We start from the raw sequence: 12,460 nt of genomic DNA on the forward strand, positions 1-12,460 counted from the left end.
GCCGGACCACGTGGGCAGGTGCGGGATGCGGGCGAGCCAGAGCATCAGGCGGGCTCCTTTCGTGCCGGGGTGGTGGCCGCGGTGTTGGCGGCTTCGAGGCGGCGGCGGATCTCGTCGCGGACCGCCGGCAGGAGCGGGGAATCGGGGCCGAGCGCGGTGATCGCGTCAGCGAGGTCGTCGTTGTTCATCGCGGCCGCTACCTCGCGGCACGCTTCGGCGGCGCTCACCTTGAGATCCCGGCGCTCTGGCCGAGGCGGGACAGTTCCCGGAAGGCTTCGACGGTGACCTGGGCGTCGCCGAGCGCGGTGTGTGCGTCTGGGTGGGGAATGTGGAGGAGTTCGCAGACGCGGGCGAGGCCGGGCAGGTCGGTGCCGATCCCGAGGGCCCCGGCCGCGTACGGCGCCAGGTCGAGCAGTCGGTGATGGATCTGCGGGAATCTGACCCCGTACTGCTCGAAGAGTGGCCGCAGGAACGCGACGTCGAACGCGGGGTTCGACCCGGCGAAGATCGCGCCGTCGAGCAGCTCGGCGAGGTCGTACAGGCACCCCTCGGTGTCGGCTTCGCTGAGCTCGGCCTGCCAGAGGCGACGCTCGAAGTACTTGTTGAGGGACAGGGCATCGAAACTGGCCTCTCCTAACCAATCGGCGGGCAGGGCCGGGGCGAAGGTCATGCCGTCGCCGTCCGAGGTGTTGAGGGGCACGGCGGCGACCTCGAGGACGGAGTGCTGTTCAGGGTTCAGTCCGGAGGTCTCGACGTCCACGACGATCACGGGGACAGGAGTGGTGGTCACGGGGTGTCTCCTTCGGTGTCGGCCTGGTCGGCCTCGGTGGTCCAGTTGGTGATGTCGATGACGCCGGCCATCCGGTCGAGTGGGGGCAGGTCGTCGGCTAGGCAGATGGCCCATGCGGCGCGGTCGGTGTCGATCTCTTCGGCCGCGTCGGCGCCGGTGATGGCGCCGATGAAGTGCTCGCCGACGATCACGAGGCCGTGTGAGAGGCCGATCATCGACAGGCGGACGCGGGACTCGTCCCAGCATTTGAGGGCGGCCTTGAACCGGGTCAGGAACTCCAGCGGCCACGCGGGGCGGGAGGAGTCGACGGGATCTCGGTGGGTGTAGCGGGCGAGTGCGCGCGGCAGGTCGGGGAAGTCGTCGGCGGCCGGGAGTAGGTTCACGGCGAGGCGTTCGCCGTCGACCATGCCGGAGATGTCGCGGATCTCGAGTTGTTCGGGGGAGGCGACGAGGCGGAGGGTGTAGTCGAGTTCGTCCTTGCGTTCGGGGAACACCGCGAGGATTTTGCGGACCTCCTCGGGGTGCAGGTCTAGGTGGTGTTCCTCGGTGGGCGGGACGAGTGTCTCGACGAGCGCGAGGGCGACGGTGAACCGGTCCGACGCCGCTACGTACACGCGGTCGGGGCGGGCGTAGATGCGGACCCGGATCAGAGCGGGGATCGAGTCCTCCTTGTCCTTGGCCGCGTGGGGCAGGACCGCGCACAGTGCGCGCCGGAACGGCACCCACGGCACCGTCAGGTCGCACACGGTGGTGATCGGGACCGCGGCGGTCATGACGCCTTCTTGGCGGGGGAGTAGACCGCGGTGATCTCGTCGCGGACGGCGCGCGCGGCGAGGCGGAGGACGTCTCCGACGGTCTTGTTCTGGGACATCGCCTGCTGCTCCATGCGGACGGCGAGCGCCTCGAACGCCTTACGGTCCCGGTTGCGGGCGTCGTCGCCGGCGTGGGCGGTGGCGTGGCCGACGGTGTCGAGCTTGCGGCGCAGCTCGCGGACGTCGCGCTGGGACTGGTTGAGGGCATCCTTCTCGGCGGCGAGGGTCTCGCGGGTGTTCTCGAGGTCGCGGGTCGTCTGCGCGACTTCGGTCTCGAGTTCGACGACGCGGGCGGTGGTGTGGTCGTGCTTCTCGCGCTCGGCGGCGAGGGCGGTGGTCGACTTGGCGAGGAGGTCCTGGGTCTGGCCCAGGTCGGACTCGAGGTGGCTGATCCGCTGCTCGGCGTCGCGGGCCTTGCGGCGCTCACGCGGCGAGGGGGCGGTGTCGGTCTGGTGCGGGGTGAGGATCTCGGCGAGCTGGTCGCGCACCGCGGGGTCCTTGACGAGGTAGGTGCTCATGGTCTGGTCCTGTGGTCGAGTTCGGCGAGGAGGTCGGTCTGCCCGGGGATGGGCGGGTGGTCGAGGGCGGCTTCGCGGCCGGCGATCCAGCGGAAGATCTGGGCCTGCCGGTCGGGCGGGAGTGAGGCCCACCAGGCGTCGGCGAGACGGGCCTGCGGATCAGTCATCCTCTGCGGACTGGTCGGCGTCGGCCATGAAGGCCTCGTACTCGTCGATGTGGGCTTCCTCGACGGTGGAGAGCGGGTAGTCGTAGTCGTCGACGAGGCCCTGGAGGTAGGCCACGGTTCCCTCGTCCCACGACTCGGGGATCGCGAGCGCGTCGTGGTCGCGGTCGTGGCCGATGTGGATCCACCAGGCGGCGAAGATCAGCTTGTCGAGGGACCAGCCGGTGGTGTCGAGGTCCGGGGCGCCGTCGTCGAACTTCTTGCCAGGCCCGGCGATGATGGGCGCGAGGCGCGTTTGATTGACGGCCATCGTGTAGCCGTCACCTCGTACGGTGACGAGGTCGCGGAGCTGCCGCTCGCGCACACCCGGCTCGGCGTGCATGCCTTCGCGCCACTTCTCGTGCAGCCACCGGATGCGGGTGGCCTGCGCGGTCTCCCGGTCGCGGCGCTCCTGGCGGGCCTTCTCGTTCCGCTCTTGCCAGACCGCATCCTGCGCGGCCCGGGCGGCGGCCTGCCGTGCTTCCTCGGCGTCGTCGCTGTCGCCGTCGTCGCTGTCGCCGTCGTCGCCGTCGGCGGGTTCGTCTGCTGCCACGAACGTGTCGCCCTCGGTGGGGTCCTCCTCGGCGCGGGGCCGGATCGCGACCCACTGCACGCGCATCTGGCCCCAGCCGGTCCATTCGGAGACGTACACCGACACTTGGGGGTCGGTCACGTCGTCGGGGCGTTGGGCGAGGAACACGCGGACCTCGTCCGGGCCGGCGGGGGCGGGGCCGTCGGTGATGGTGGCGCCGGCCGCCTCGAGCTCGGCGATCGCTGCGGCGCGCTTGCGGTTGAACTCGGACTCCTGCAGGGCCCGCTCGAGGGTGTACCGGAAGTTCGGGGTCCCGATGGACCGCTCGACGCGCTCGGCGATCTCGTGGTCGGTGTCGCCGTCGATCTTGGACAGGTGCAGCGCGTCGGTGATGGTGATCTGCCCGTCGTCGACGGCCTGGCGGGCCTTCTCGGTCAGGGCGGAAGCGATCTGGGCGCGGTCCTTGACGTGCTTGGTGGTGCGGCCGATGGCCTTGGCGATCTTCGCGGGCTTGACGTCCAGTGCCAGGAGGGCTTGGACGGCGTCGCCTTCCTCGGTGACGGTGAGGTCGGTGCGTGCCATGTTCTCGGCGAGCATCGCCTCGAGCACCGCGGCTTCGGTGTCGAGGTCGTAGCGGATCACGCACGGCACCTTGAACCAGCGGAGGGACTTCACTGCGGCAAGGCGGCGGTGACCCATCACGAGCCTGTAGTCGGTGTGCTCGGCCCCTTCCGGCATAGGCAGCGGTGCGACGACGAGGGGCTGGTGCAGTCCGCCGGACTTGATGGACTCGGCGAGCTTGTCGACATCGGTCACCGTTCGGCGCACGTTGCGCGGATGCGGGTGGACGAGGTCGATGTCGACGAGCGCGAACTCGGACGTGGTCGGGGTGGTGGTCGTGGTCATCGGGTCGCTCCAACTCGGGGGTGCATGGGTCGGTAGTGCTGGATCTCGACGGCTTCGATCGAGCCGAGTGCGACGACGGCGAGGTCTGTGCAGAAGGTGCGACAAACGGCATTGCCGTCGATCAGGTCGGCGATCTCCATGAGCCGCCGCTCGGCCTCGGCCTCGTCGAGCTCGGCGGCTAGAAGGACGGTGTGTCCGGCGGCGGTCTTGGCGATCAATCGCCAACCGGGTCCGTGGTCACGAACGTTGGTCATCGTGTGGTCTCCGTCAGGTGTGGTCGGCGGGCCGGGCAGGTCGCGAAGTGCGGCACCCACAAGCGGCTGGCGCGGTCGGCGGGGTAACGGCGGGCCCGGTCGCGGGCCTCGTCCAGGTCGTGGCCGGACAGTTGCACCACGGTCGAGGTGCGGCGCCCGGTCGGTTCGGTGATGAAACGGCGGTGATAGATGCCCAGCTCTGGATCCGGAGACACGTCGAGCGGCACGGCCTTCCCCGAGGGGATGAGCGTGGCCCACGCGATCTCGTGGCCGCATTCGCGGCACCAGGCTGGGCGCCCCATCAGGCGCCCTTGGCCAGTTCGGGGTGCGCGGGCCACCATGCCTGCACCGGGAACTCGATCGTCGAGGTGTCGCACAGGCCTCCGTGGCCGGCCCAGTACACGCCACCCGCGAGTGGCGACGACGCGCGCTGCGCGAGGGTGCCGATCTGGCCCCGGGCGTCAGCGATCACAGTGTGCGGCGGGCAATCACGCAGCTCCACGAGCGTGGCGACGGTGCGGACCTCTCCCTCGGTCACGACGCCACCTCCCGCTTGCGATGTCGCGTGCTCACGTACCGGTCGGGGTAGTCGGCGTAGCCCTCGCGGGGCAGGTAGGTGAATCCCCCACCGGGCCCGTTCGGGTCGTATGGATCGGCGACACGAGCTCCGGATACGTTGACCCAAGCGGCGGGGTCCTTTTGAGCGCTCACAGGAGGTCCTCGATCGGGAGCTGGGACAGGTTGACCGCGTCACGCCGCGCGTCGAGCTCCTCGTACAGCTCGTGCAGGGTCTCGTCGACCTCCTGGTAAGAGGTGACCGGCTGCCAGTCGCGGCCGTCGATGTGCAGCTCGACGGTCTCGCCCCGGTCCAGCGCGCCGCGGGCGATGCTTTCGAGGTAGGCGAGATCGCCGTTGCCGATGGTGAAGCCGCTGCCGGACCGTCGTAGGTAGATCATCGGATTCCCTCCTGGTGCTCGGCGAGCAGGGCGAGGGACTGCTCGGTCTCGACACGGAGCTGGTTGACGTCGATTACCGCGAGGACCTCGCGCGCCTCGGGCACGGTGCGGGCGTACGACGGCGCGGCGGTGATCGGGGTGGGGGCCGCGACGGCCGGCATCCCCTCGGCGCGGGGGCCACGTGCGGCTCTCCGCTCCGTTCCGGCCGTCGCGGGGTTCTGGAGCGCGTCGGCGGCGGCGGCCCACAGGGCGGCGCGCATCCGGGCCTCGCGCGGGGTGGTGCCGGCGGGGGCGACGATGCGGTCTGATCCTGCCGACCGGACGTCGCCGGCGGCGTCGATGTACACGGCGACCATCACAGGCCTCCGGTCTTCGCGACGACGACCATCAGCAGGATGAACGCGACGACGATGCCGAGGGTGACGTGGAGGCAGAACTCGTCCTCGCGCAGCAGCGGGCCGTCCGGGACCTCGAGTGTGGCGGGCGGCGCTGGGCGCGGGGCGGGGATTTCGCCGCGCCCGGCCTCGGTCGCGTACGGGAGCGGGGCCGGCAACGGCCGGTCGGGGCGGGTGTCGGTGCTCATCGGATCCTCCGGGGAAGGTGGCGGGACGGCTTGACGCCGGTCGCGCGTTCGATCTCGCTGTGGTTGTGGCCCGCCGCGACCAGGGCCGGGATGTAGTCGGCGATGGAGTCGGGGCCGTAGATGTCGTCGGGGACGGGCAGTCCGGCGACGATCAGTTCGCGGATCCGGCCGAGGACCACCCAGTCCGGCACGTCGGCGGTGAGGTCCCAGTGGATCGAGTGGGACGGAGCGAGGCTGGTGGCCGTGGTGGCGGTGGTCATGACGTCCTCCCGGCGAAGATGCAGATGTCGTCCAGCGCGACGGGCGCCAGGATCGTGCGGTGGTTGTGGTCTTGGATCCACACCATCGCCGCCCGTTCACGGGTGGGCAGGTGGGTGAATCGGTCGATGCCGCGCACCACGTGGTAGCGGCCGTAGGCGCGCGCGTAGGCGTGGTCACCGGTGGTGATCTCGGCGGCGGGACGCATGTCGGGGGTCATCACTGCTCACCGCCCTCGGGGTTGAGCGCGGTGGCGGCCACGACCCAGTGCCACGACCCGGCGCGGACGCAGGCCACGCGGTGCTGGTCGTCGCCGTCGCCGTCGTAGAACCGGAGCTCGGTGCCCTCGGGTCGGGCGTAGGTGGTGTGCCGCTCGGCCAGGACCCGGATGTCGGAGCCGTTGGAGCAGCGCACGATCCACGCGGTCTTGCCGCGCTCGGTGTGGGCGGGCATCGCCGCCGGAGACGGCAGGTCCTCACCGAACGAGGGAACCTGGCAGTCGCGGTGCTCTGCGGTGAAGTCCTCAAGCATCCGGTGCTCGGCGTCCAGGGCGTCGGTATCGACATCGTCGTCCGCGGCAGGCGCCCCGGCTGCGCCGCATCCGGCGCCGCACTGCGAGCAGTCGGCGTGCCAGTTGCCGTTCGACTTGGTGACGACGACGACCCTGCCGGTTTTGGTCATCTGGGACGGCACGGGCAGGACCATCGGGCCGCCGGCGAACTTCTCGGTCTCCATGACCGCCGCGAGGTTGTCGGGGGTGCTCATGACGCCACCCCGGTCCGATCGCGTTCGTAGCGGGCTACCTCAGCCTGTGACACGCGCTTCGTTTGCGACCCGAGCTGTAGCGCCCGCAGGCGCCCCATCTCGATCTCGCGGTACACGACCGTCCGGGCACACGCCCACCGGTCGGCGATCTGCGCGACCGTGAGGTACTGAGCCCCCGTTGGTCGACTGTTATCGTTGGACACGGCAGAGTCCTTTCTTCTGTTCATGGCCCCGACCGGATGCCCCCGGTGCGGGGCCGTTTTCATGCAGCGCGAGGACCGCGGTGCGCGACGGTTCGCTTCGTAGTGCGCGACGAATTGGGCACGAAAAGAGTGCCCGGGAGGACGCTTAGCGCCTCCTCGATCAGCTCGCCGATCTGCTTCGTGCAAGTCGACCGCTCGCCCGTGACGAGCATGTGGATGAACTGCCGACTGCATCCGCAGTAGCGGGCGAGCCGCGCCTGTGAGAAGTCGGCGTTCTCCATGTACCTGACGAGCAGGTCGGCATCTCGAACCTTCATCCAAACCCCTCGTGATCGGCTTCGACGCCTTGTGGCGACAGTCATAGGTTCCTCCCGGTGCGCTTCGTTGTCAAGCGGTACGCAGCAAAAGGTATCGCACTGCTTGACAATACGTCAAGCAGTTACAGCCTTGTTGTTCGGCACGTCGCAGGTCATTATCGTTAGACACATGCGGTTAACTGGTTGACACGAAAACGCGCGGAATTGCAGCGCACCAGTTGACACCCCTCGCGGGCGGCGATTGCCAGGCACACCACGAAAGCGAGACGGTCTAGCCGTGCATGAGTACAAGCGCTTCGTACAGGAGCAGATGGACGCAAGAGGATGGCGCCAAGCCGACCTCGTCCGCGCCTCCGGCCTCAGCAGGGCACTGGTTTCCCGGATTCTCCGAGACGACCGGCCCCGCCTCGGCCAGATGCCGGACGAATCGACAATGGCCGGCCTCGCCAAGGCGTTCCACGTCTCCACCGAAACCGTGCGAACCGCAGCAGCTCGTGCACTCCGGGGCTACGCCGACGACGGCGAAGCCCTCACCACCGACCTGAGCGCCGTCAGCATCGACGCGCTGCTCATGGAGATCCGCAGGAGAGTGCAGGGCAATGAAGACCAGGACACGCAGGACTCGCAGGGCGATCCGCAGGCTGATGGAGAAGCTGGGACTAGCGGAGCCCCCATGAAGGGCGCCGAAGTCGCCTATCTCGATGACCGTCGCGCCCCGGACGTCGACGACATGCTCGACCGAGTCGCCGCGGAAGCCCGCCGGCAGGAAGAGGCGGAGCAGGAGTCTGAGGAGCCGCTGCCGTTCGACCCGACCGCAGTGCACGCAGCACGCGACATCGACGGACCGTCCCAGGGCGAACTCCGCCGCCGGCCCGGGAAGAACGCCGGCGAAGAGAACCAAGAGCCAGGCGACGACTGGGAAGGTGCGTGATGACGACATACGGGTTTCGACTTTTTCGGTTCACCGTTCATCAAGGACAGAAGCGCAAAGAGCAGGACCTCGTGGTGCACGAGGACGGTAAGGCGCCCTGGAGGTATGTCGACCACTTGCACTCGGCGGCTGCGGCGCGTGAGGGCACCTCCAATTCGGGGCACCCGCCCAAGCCAGACGGCAGTCCTTACAAGTCCTACGGCGAAAGTCCAGTATTCGAGCTTCGCAAGGTCATCCGCGGTGGCGGTCACCTGGCTGGCGCGTTTAGATTCGGGCGGGACGGAGGGCACGAATGGGCCTACCCGATTAAAGCGGACGATGACCGCGATCCAGTCGACATCGAGGGGATGGCGCCAGCGCGGAGATACAGATTCGCGATGCTGTTTCCCGATTCGGGCAACGAGGGCGTGCTTATGCTCGAGTCCGTCGGCGGGGCTTGCCCCTACCAGTCGTTCATGCGGTGGGTTCGATACTGGTCGCAACAGGCGACGGTCGGGACCGATGATGCGTGGTACCGCATGAAGGTGACTCCGATAGCCGACAAGGACCAGGTCGACGAGTTTCTCAAGGGCGCGAGGGTCGACGAGTTGGTTCTGTCCAGCGAAAAGGCAAGTAGGTCCCGTCGAATTTCGGAGAAGGGCTTCAAGCTCACGACGAAACTCGACGCGAGTTCGAAGCGAGCCGCGCTCAGCAAGCTGACCACGGCGATCACCGCCGGTAAGCCGGAAGATGAGCTCGCCGATGACTTCGCCAAGCTTGTCGGGGGAGGGGTCGACGCGCTCGACTTCGAGGACGCGTGGCTGCATGTGGACTCGCCGACCTTCGGCTCGCAGACGATCAGTCCCAGCCGGCTCCCCGAAGTCTTCACCTACCGGATCGGCACCGAACGACCGGACGAGGATGTACTGCATCAGGAGGTGAAATCACGCCTACGTAAGCTCGACAAGGTGCCAGCGGTGACTACTATCAAGCACACAGGCTGGCCGACTGGAGTTGACGATGTTTGATCGGTTCGATCTACGTTCCATTTTCCGGGCTCAGTGGCGGTCTTTGTCCTACTTCGGCGATCGCGGGGCGGACGGCACGAGGGCGGTTCACCCAGACATAGTGGCTCGAGTAGTCCTACTCGCGGTGCCGATCGCAGTCTGCGGGGCAATGTGGATCTTCGACGGCGTACTCCGAAACGCGACCGTGTTCCTCACCGCATCAACGCTTTTCTCGGCAGTTCTGCTGGGCGTCTTCGCCCAGCTAGCCTCGCTCCGTTCACGCTTCACCGCGGACGAGCCAACACCGCAAGACCAAGACCAGCGAGACGTCTTGGATGAGAGCGTAAACCACGTCATGGCGGCAGAGATTGGGGCCATCGCCGCGTCGATCTTGTTGGCGGTAGGGCTAGGGACTTCGGGCTCGTCCACGATCTGCGGCCCACTGGCGTGGGTAGTCAGTGGCACGTTGGCTTACGTCGCCGTGGTTATCCTGATGCTTCTGCCGAACCTGCTCTACGCCTACACCAGGACGAACAACGTCGACAGCGCCCTGAGTGGGTTCGGGCGGTAATCACACGACTGTAATCCCAGCTCAGGTGGGGTGCATGTCGTACCTGCGTGGTCCTATTCGGTTCATGCGTGAACACCGATACCATCCGTGGCGAGTCCTCCGAGACCTGCCACACATCACCCTCCGGTGGTCCGCGGCCGTCGCCAGGGGAAGGGTCGATGGCCACACGATCATCCTGCATCCGCTACTCACTCAGGCCGAACGACGCTCCACGCTGGCTCACGAACTGGTGCACCTCGAGCGCGGCCCGGCACCACCACACCTGACCGCCCGCGAGGAACTGCTCGTCGAGGAGATCGCAGCCCGCCGTCTCGTCGACCTGGACGACCTCGCCGACGCGATCGTCTGGCACGACGGCCACGCCCACGACGACATGGCCGACGACCTGTGGGTCGACCGGGCCATCCTCGTGGCCCGCATCCGTGCCCTACGTCCCGACGAACGTGCCTACATTGAACAGGTCGTCGCCCGACGGGAGGGGAGCGCATGACCGACGAAGAGCACGACATCATGCGGTTCGAGTCCCGCTGGTGGCGGCTGGCCGGGTCCAAGGACGCCGCGATCCGCGACGAACTCGGCCTCGCCCCGACCCGGTACTACCAGCGACTCCACCAGCTCATCGGCCGCGAGGAGGCCCTCGCCGCCTACCCGACACTCGTGAACCGCTTGCGACGCCGCGCGAAGCGCCGTCCCGCACGCCCCACCGTGGGCACCCTCAACCTCGACTAGGAGACCACCATGGGCATCGTCCGCACCCGCACCATCCTCACCCGCTCCACTGGGGCCCAGACCCACCACGCCGTGCTTGAAGCGCTCGCCGAGGCCGGCCTCGAGATCCTCGATCAGGCCAACCCTATCCGAGCCAAGTCTGCACGTTCCCTGCTGAAGAACCGATGGGCCGCAAACCTCACGGTCGAGGTCATCGAGGACCGGATGGTGTGGACCGTCGACGCTCTCGGCGACAAGCACGACCAGATCATCGACGAGCTCGTGGCTCAGCTGCCGCCCGGCATGGTCGACGACCAGGGTGTCGCCGACGCTCTGGCGCGGCTACCGAAGTCGTCGAAGAGGTTCGGCAACGCCGAGGTGAAGAAGCTCGCGACCATCCTCACTCCGACCGAGCACGTCGTGGCTCTCGCGATCGGCACCTACGAGAAGACAATGGGCGCCCTCGTCTTGACCACCGAACGACTCGTGTTCTTCGACCAGGCGTACAAAGCCCAACGGATCGAGGAGTTCAGTCTCGACGCGATCCAGTCGCTCGGCGTGTCGAAGCGAGCAACGGGCGAGACGATCAGCATCGCCATCTCGGGCCGGAACGCGGAGATCACGAACATCTTCCACGGCGAAGCCGAGGCCCTCGTGGCAGCGTTCCGCGAGGTCCGGAACATGCGGAACGCGCCCCCCGCCCAGCCCGTTGCCGCCGCGGCACCGGCGGTCGCGGACCAGATCCGCCAACTCGCCGAGCTGCACCAGGCCGGAGTTCTCACCGACGACGAGTATTCGTCGAAGAAGGCCGAACTGCTGGACCGGATGTAATGGCCGTCCAACGCCGCGAGCGCGCAGGCAAGATCCGCTGGGTCGGCCGCTACCGCGACGCCACCGGCCGCGAGCACTCCAAAACCTTCGACCGGGAGAAGGCCGCCAAGAAGTGGGTAGGGGACCGCGAGAAGGAAGTCCGCGACGGCACGTGGGTGCCGCCGGACGTCGCGACAATGACCCTCGCCGCCTGGTGCGAGACCTGGTACTCCGGCCGGACCGGAATCGCGCCGGCCACTCTCGAGCAGTACCGCACGATCATCGACACCGACATCACCCCGGCGCTCGGGCAGATCCCCGTACGGGCGCTCACGACGTCGCGGTGCCGCACCTGGGTGCGGGACCTGACCGAGACCCGATCGTGGCGCCAGCCCATCGTCGAGGAGATCGAAGGGAAGAAGGTCGCCCGCCCGGACGTGCTCGCCGCATCGACCGCGTCCACCCGCGCGCACGTGCTGGCCTCGATACTCAAGGAGGCAGTCCAGGAGGGGGTACTGGTGCGGTCGCCGATGGCCGGGGTCAAGCCACCGAAGCGAGCCGTCGAGACCACCGCCGTCGACCCCGACGTCCTGCCGACCGGCGCCGAACTGTGGGCGCTGCACGCCGCGGCCCCCGATCTGATTAGAGAAGCGATCATCGTCGCCGCCGGCACCGGCCTACGCCAGGGCGAGCTGCTCGGTCTGCGGCGACGCAGCGTGGACTTCCTCCGCAAGGAGATCGTCGTCCTCGAGCAGGCCGTCACGCTGACCCGCGGCGGCGCCGAGTTCCGGCCGCCCAAGACTCGGCAGGCCTTGCGGCGGCTGCCGGTGGGGGACGTGGTCATCGATGCGATCGCACGTCACCTCGAGAGGTACCCGTGCGAGCCGGACGAGGCGATCTTCCGGAACCGGATGGGCCGCCTACACCGGCGGTCGGCGTTCGGGGACCTGTGGCGTCTCGCCCGCCGTGAGGCCGGGGCGCGCGACACCCTGCGCTGGCACGAGCTGCGCCACTTTTACGCCTCGACCCTGATCGCAGGCGGGGCGTCGGTGCGGGAAGTGATGGAGCGAATGGGGCACACCTCGGCGGAGGAGACGATCGCCAGGTACTCCAGGTTATGGCCAGATCGCGAAGAGACGACGAGGGCGATCGTCGACGCCGCGCTGTCGCGCGGGACCGATGCGGGACCAGCGGCGCTGAAAAGCGTCTGACCTGCGGCCGGGTTCTGTCTCCGGCTTACAGGCCGGCTCGTTCGCCCCATCCCTGATCGACGATTGACCTGCAAGAACTGGCAGATCCCGGCGTTCCCATCGGTCCTCGGATTCACGTGATTCACCCGGCTGCGGGAGCTGGTGCG

Annotated in this window: 24 protein-coding genes; 7 read left to right on the forward strand and 17 right to left on the reverse strand. The window is 68.2% G+C overall.

The features are described from left to right. Nucleotides 1–44 precede the first annotated feature (44 nt). The 17 genes from J1M64_RS15485 to J1M64_RS15565 form a co-directional block, all read right to left on the reverse strand. Entirely contained in the window at nucleotides 45–227 is a 183-nt protein-coding gene (locus J1M64_RS15485) for a hypothetical protein (RefSeq protein ID WP_206474704.1), read from the reverse strand. Continuing rightward, nucleotides 224–790, reverse strand: coding sequence for a 3'-5' exonuclease (locus J1M64_RS15490; protein ID WP_206474706.1), 567 nt, complete (start codon nucleotides 788–790; stop codon nucleotides 224–226). The genes J1M64_RS15485 and J1M64_RS15490 overlap by 4 nt, the downstream gene beginning before the upstream one ends. After that, a complete protein-coding gene (locus J1M64_RS15495; RefSeq protein WP_206474708.1) occupies nucleotides 787–1,563 on the reverse strand; it encodes a hypothetical protein in 777 nt (258 codons plus the stop codon). Before J1M64_RS15495 ends, J1M64_RS15490 begins: the two co-directional genes overlap by 4 nt. Beyond that, nucleotides 1,560–2,120, reverse strand: a complete 561-nt coding sequence (locus J1M64_RS15500) for a hypothetical protein (RefSeq protein ID WP_206474710.1) — start codon at nucleotides 2,118–2,120, stop codon at nucleotides 1,560–1,562. Before J1M64_RS15500 ends, J1M64_RS15495 begins: the two co-directional genes overlap by 4 nt. Further along, nucleotides 2,117–2,287 (reverse strand): hypothetical protein, encoded by a 171-nt coding sequence (locus tag J1M64_RS15505; RefSeq protein WP_206474712.1) that lies wholly within the window; start codon nucleotides 2,285–2,287, stop codon nucleotides 2,117–2,119. The genes J1M64_RS15500 and J1M64_RS15505 overlap by 4 nt, the downstream gene beginning before the upstream one ends. Beyond that, nucleotides 2,280–3,761, reverse strand: coding sequence for a ParB/RepB/Spo0J family partition protein (locus tag J1M64_RS15510; protein ID WP_206474714.1), 1,482 nt, complete (start codon nucleotides 3,759–3,761; stop codon nucleotides 2,280–2,282). Before J1M64_RS15510 ends, J1M64_RS15505 begins: the two co-directional genes overlap by 8 nt. Further along, nucleotides 3,758–4,015 (reverse strand): hypothetical protein, encoded by a 258-nt coding sequence (locus tag J1M64_RS15515; protein ID WP_206474716.1) that lies wholly within the window; start codon nucleotides 4,013–4,015, stop codon nucleotides 3,758–3,760. The genes J1M64_RS15510 and J1M64_RS15515 overlap by 4 nt, the downstream gene beginning before the upstream one ends. Continuing rightward, nucleotides 4,012–4,317, reverse strand: a complete 306-nt coding sequence (locus J1M64_RS15520; RefSeq protein ID WP_206474718.1) for a hypothetical protein — start codon at nucleotides 4,315–4,317, stop codon at nucleotides 4,012–4,014. The genes J1M64_RS15515 and J1M64_RS15520 overlap by 4 nt, the downstream gene beginning before the upstream one ends. Then, on the reverse strand, nucleotides 4,317–4,553 hold the full coding sequence (locus J1M64_RS15525; protein ID WP_069388720.1) for a hypothetical protein: 237 nt from the start codon (nucleotides 4,551–4,553) through the stop codon (nucleotides 4,317–4,319). The genes J1M64_RS15520 and J1M64_RS15525 overlap by 1 nt, the downstream gene beginning before the upstream one ends. Further along, complete coding sequence (locus J1M64_RS15530; protein WP_206474720.1) at nucleotides 4,550–4,726, reverse strand: hypothetical protein; 177 nt, start codon at nucleotides 4,724–4,726, stop codon at nucleotides 4,550–4,552. Before J1M64_RS15530 ends, J1M64_RS15525 begins: the two co-directional genes overlap by 4 nt. Continuing rightward, nucleotides 4,723–4,971, reverse strand: coding sequence for a hypothetical protein (locus J1M64_RS15535; RefSeq protein ID WP_206474722.1), 249 nt, complete (start codon nucleotides 4,969–4,971; stop codon nucleotides 4,723–4,725). The genes J1M64_RS15530 and J1M64_RS15535 overlap by 4 nt, the downstream gene beginning before the upstream one ends. Next, nucleotides 4,968–5,327 carry a hypothetical protein gene (locus tag J1M64_RS15540; protein WP_241261582.1) on the reverse strand — a complete coding sequence of 120 codons (360 nt, stop codon included), beginning with the start codon at nucleotides 5,325–5,327 and terminating at the stop codon, nucleotides 4,968–4,970. Before J1M64_RS15540 ends, J1M64_RS15535 begins: the two co-directional genes overlap by 4 nt. Beyond that, nucleotides 5,327–5,554 (reverse strand): hypothetical protein, encoded by a 228-nt coding sequence (locus tag J1M64_RS15545; RefSeq protein ID WP_206474725.1) that lies wholly within the window; start codon nucleotides 5,552–5,554, stop codon nucleotides 5,327–5,329. Before J1M64_RS15545 ends, J1M64_RS15540 begins: the two co-directional genes overlap by 1 nt. After that, a complete protein-coding gene (locus tag J1M64_RS15550) occupies nucleotides 5,551–5,814 on the reverse strand; it encodes a hypothetical protein (RefSeq protein ID WP_206474726.1) in 264 nt (87 codons plus the stop codon). Before J1M64_RS15550 ends, J1M64_RS15545 begins: the two co-directional genes overlap by 4 nt. Further along, nucleotides 5,811–6,032 carry a hypothetical protein gene (locus J1M64_RS15555; protein WP_206474728.1) on the reverse strand — a complete coding sequence of 74 codons (222 nt, stop codon included), beginning with the start codon at nucleotides 6,030–6,032 and terminating at the stop codon, nucleotides 5,811–5,813. The genes J1M64_RS15550 and J1M64_RS15555 overlap by 4 nt, the downstream gene beginning before the upstream one ends. Next, the gene (locus J1M64_RS15560) at nucleotides 6,032–6,577 is read right to left on the reverse strand and encodes a hypothetical protein (protein ID WP_206474730.1); all 546 of its coding nucleotides are present in this window, start codon (nucleotides 6,575–6,577) and stop codon (nucleotides 6,032–6,034) included. Before J1M64_RS15560 ends, J1M64_RS15555 begins: the two co-directional genes overlap by 1 nt. 262 nt (nucleotides 6,578–6,839) lie before the next feature. Further along, nucleotides 6,840–7,097, reverse strand: coding sequence for an XRE family transcriptional regulator (locus J1M64_RS15565; protein WP_182612112.1), 258 nt, complete (start codon nucleotides 7,095–7,097; stop codon nucleotides 6,840–6,842). 277 nt (nucleotides 7,098–7,374) lie between these two features. Here J1M64_RS15565 and J1M64_RS15570 point away from each other — a divergent pair, with 277 nt between their 5' ends. From J1M64_RS15570 to J1M64_RS15600, 7 genes are all read left to right on the forward strand, one after another. Next, the gene (locus J1M64_RS15570) at nucleotides 7,375–8,028 is read left to right on the forward strand and encodes a helix-turn-helix transcriptional regulator (RefSeq protein WP_206474732.1); all 654 of its coding nucleotides are present in this window, start codon (nucleotides 7,375–7,377) and stop codon (nucleotides 8,026–8,028) included. After that, on the forward strand, nucleotides 8,028–9,035 hold the full coding sequence (locus J1M64_RS15575) for a hypothetical protein (protein WP_206474734.1): 1,008 nt from the start codon (nucleotides 8,028–8,030) through the stop codon (nucleotides 9,033–9,035). Before J1M64_RS15570 ends, J1M64_RS15575 begins: the two co-directional genes overlap by 1 nt. Then, the gene (locus J1M64_RS15580) at nucleotides 9,028–9,585 is read left to right on the forward strand and encodes a hypothetical protein (protein ID WP_206474737.1); all 558 of its coding nucleotides are present in this window, start codon (nucleotides 9,028–9,030) and stop codon (nucleotides 9,583–9,585) included. Before J1M64_RS15575 ends, J1M64_RS15580 begins: the two co-directional genes overlap by 8 nt. Before the next feature lie 64 nt (nucleotides 9,586–9,649). Beyond that, nucleotides 9,650–10,075, forward strand: coding sequence for an ImmA/IrrE family metallo-endopeptidase (locus J1M64_RS15585; protein WP_206474739.1), 426 nt, complete (start codon nucleotides 9,650–9,652; stop codon nucleotides 10,073–10,075). Then, complete coding sequence (locus tag J1M64_RS15590; protein ID WP_206474742.1) at nucleotides 10,072–10,314, forward strand: DUF3263 domain-containing protein; 243 nt, start codon at nucleotides 10,072–10,074, stop codon at nucleotides 10,312–10,314. The genes J1M64_RS15585 and J1M64_RS15590 overlap by 4 nt, the downstream gene beginning before the upstream one ends. A 9-nt stretch (nucleotides 10,315–10,323) precedes the next feature. Beyond that, complete coding sequence (locus tag J1M64_RS15595) at nucleotides 10,324–11,124, forward strand: PH domain-containing protein (protein ID WP_206474782.1); 801 nt, start codon at nucleotides 10,324–10,326, stop codon at nucleotides 11,122–11,124. Beyond that, nucleotides 11,124–12,314, forward strand: coding sequence for a site-specific integrase (locus tag J1M64_RS15600; RefSeq protein WP_206474744.1), 1,191 nt, complete (start codon nucleotides 11,124–11,126; stop codon nucleotides 12,312–12,314). Before J1M64_RS15595 ends, J1M64_RS15600 begins: the two co-directional genes overlap by 1 nt. Nucleotides 12,315–12,460: the final 146 nt, after the last annotated feature.

The organism is Dietzia sp. KRD202, assembly GCF_017168155.1.
Taxonomy (GTDB): domain Bacteria; phylum Actinomycetota; class Actinomycetes; order Mycobacteriales; family Mycobacteriaceae; genus Dietzia; species Dietzia kunjamensis.